1 rRNA gene is annotated in these 2,990 nt (G+C 53.4%); it reads left to right on the forward strand.

Going from position 1 to position 2,990, the window contains the following annotated elements:
* Position 1 precedes the first annotated feature (1 nt).
* A 23S ribosomal RNA gene (locus tag ACQCVH_RS25210) occupies positions 2 to 2,946 on the forward strand.
* The last annotated feature ends 44 nt before the right edge of the window (positions 2,947 to 2,990 follow it).

Consider the following 2,990-nt stretch of genomic DNA (forward strand, 5'->3'; position numbering starts at 1 on the left):
AGGTTAAGTTAGAAAGGGCGCACGGTGGATGCCTTGGCACTAGGAGCCGATGAAGGACGGTACTAACACCGATATGCTTCGGGGAGCTGTAAGTAAGCTTTGATCCGGAGATTTCCGAATGGGGAAACCCTCCATCCGTAATGGGATGGAACCCTTGCCTGAATACATAGGGCATTGGAGGCAGACCCGGGGAACTGAAACATCTAAGTACCCGGAGGAAGAGAAAGCAAACGCGATTCCCTGAGTAGCGGCGAGCGAAACGGGATTAGCCCAAACCAGGAGGCTTGCCTCCTGGGGTTGTAGGACACTCTACACGGAGTTACAAAGGAACGGAGTAAATGAACAGGCATGGAAAGGCCGGCCATAGAGGGTAACAGCCCCGTAGTTGAAACTTCGTTCCCTCCAGAGTGGATCCTGAGTACGGCGGGACACGTGAAATCCCGTCGGAAGCAGGGAGGACCATCTCCCAAGGCTAAATACTCCCTAGTGACCGATAGTGAACCAGTACCGTGAGGGAAAGGTGAAAAGCACCCCGGAAGGGGAGTGAAACAGATCCTGAAACCGTGTGCCTACAAGTAGTCAAAGCCCTATGACCTTCGGGTCAGGGTAATGGCGTGCCTTTTGTAGAATGAACCGGCGAGTTACGATTACATGCGAGGTTAAGTTGAACAGACGGAGCCGCAGCGAAAGCGAGTCTGAATAGGGCGAATGAGTATGTGGTCGTAGACCCGAAACCAGGTGATCTACCCATGTCCAGGGTGAAGTCCAGGTAACACTGGATGGAGGCCCGAACCCACGCACGTTGAAAAGTGCGGGGATGAGGTGTGGGTAGCGGAGAAATTCCAATCGAACTTGGAGATAGCTGGTTCTCTCCGAAATAGCTTTAGGGCTAGCCTCATGTTGTAAGAGTCTTGGAGGTAGAGCACTGTTTGGACTAGGGGCCCCCATCGGGTTACCGAATTCAGACAAACTCCGAATGCCAAAGACTTATCCATGGGAGTCAGACTGCGAGTGATAAGATCCGTAGTCAAAAGGGAAACAGCCCAGACCACCAGCTAAGGTCCCAAAGTATACGTTAAGTGGAAAAGGATGTGGAGTTGCTTAGACAACCAGGATGTTGGCTTAGAAGCAGCCACCATTTAAAGAGTGCGTAATAGCTCACTGGTCGAGTGACTCCGCGCCGAAAATGTACCGGGGCTAAACGTATCACCGAAGCTGTGGGTGGACACCATCAGGTGTCCGCGGTAGGAGAGCGTTCTAAGTGCATCGAAGTCAGACCGCAAGGACTGGTGGAGCGCTTAGAAGTGAGAATGCCGGTATGAGTAGCGAAAGATGGGTGAGAATCCCATCCACCGAATGCCTAAGGTTTCCTGAGGAAGGCTCGTCCGCTCAGGGTTAGTCGGGACCTAAGCCGAGGCCGAAAGGCGTAGGCGATGGACAACAGGTTGATATTCCTGTACCACCTCTTTACCGTTTGAGCAATGGGGGGACGCAGGAGGATAGGGTAAGCGCGCTGCTGGATATGCGCGTCCAAGCAGTTAGGCCGCAAACGAGGCAAATCCCGTTTGCATCAGGCTGAGCTGTGACGGCGAGGGAAATTTAGTACCGAAGTTCCTGATTCCACACTGCCAAGAAAAGCCTCTAGCGAGGGAAAAGGTGCCCGTACCGCAAACCGACACAGGTAGGCGAGGAGAGAATCCTAAGGTGAGCGAGAGAACTCTCGTTAAGGAACTCGGCAAAATGACCCCGTAACTTCGGGAGAAGGGGTGCTTTTTAGGGTGAATAGCCCGGAAAAGCCGCAGTGAATAGGCCCAGGCGACTGTTTAGCAAAAACACAGGTCTCTGCGAAGCCGCAAGGCGAAGTATAGGGGCTGACGCCTGCCCGGTGCTGGAAGGTTAAGAGGAGGGGTTAGCGCAAGCGAAGCTCTGAATCGAAGCCCCAGTAAACGGCGGCCGTAACTATAACGGTCCTAAGGTAGCGAAATTCCTTGTCGGGTAAGTTCCGACCCGCACGAAAGGCGTAACGATCTGGGCACTGTCTCAACGAGAGACTCGGTGAAATTATAGTACCTGTGAAGATGCAGGTTACCCGCGACAGGACGGAAAGACCCCGTGGAGCTTTACTGCAGCCTGATATTGAATTTTGGTACAGCTTGTACAGGATAGGTAGGAGCCTTTGAAGCCGGAGCGCCAGCTTCGGTGGAGGCATTGGTGGGATACTACCCTGGCTGTATTGAAATTCTAACCCGCGCCCCTGATCGGGGCGGGAGACAGTGTCAGGCGGGCAGTTTGACTGGGGCGGTCGCCTCCTAAAAAGTAACGGAGGCGCCCAAAGGTTCCCTCAGAATGGTTGGAAATCATTCGCAGAGTGTAAAGGCACAAGGGAGCTTGACTGCGAGACCTACAAGTCGAGCAGGGACGAAAGTCGGGCTTAGTGATCCGGTGGTTCCGCATGGAAGGGCCATCGCTCAACGGATAAAAGCTACCCCGGGGATAACAGGCTTATCTCCCCCAAGAGTCCACATCGACGGGGAGGTTTGGCACCTCGATGTCGGCTCATCGCATCCTGGGGCTGTAGTCGGTCCCAAGGGTTGGGCTGTTCGCCCATTAAAGCGGTACGCGAGCTGGGTTCAGAACGTCGTGAGACAGTTCGGTCCCTATCCGTCGTGGGCGCAGGAAATTTGAGAGGAGCTGTCCTTAGTACGAGAGGACCGGGATGGACGCACCGCTGGTGTACCAGTTGTCTTGCCAAAGGCATCGCTGGGTAGCTATGTGCGGAAGGGATAAGTGCTGAAAGCATCTAAGCATGAAGCCCCCCTCGAGATGAGATTTCCCATAGCGTCAAGCTAGTAAGATCCCTGAAAGATGATCAGGTTGATAGGTCTGAGGTGGAAGCGTGGTGACACGTGGAGCTGACAGATACTAATAGATCGAGGACTTAACCACATTTGATTGCTTTGTAATTCTTCTTCTGCATTATCTAGTTTTGA

This window comes from Bacillus infantis (assembly GCF_050107595.1).
GTDB classification, from domain to species: Bacteria; Bacillota; Bacilli; order Bacillales; family Cytobacillaceae; genus Bacillus_AB; species Bacillus_AB infantis_C.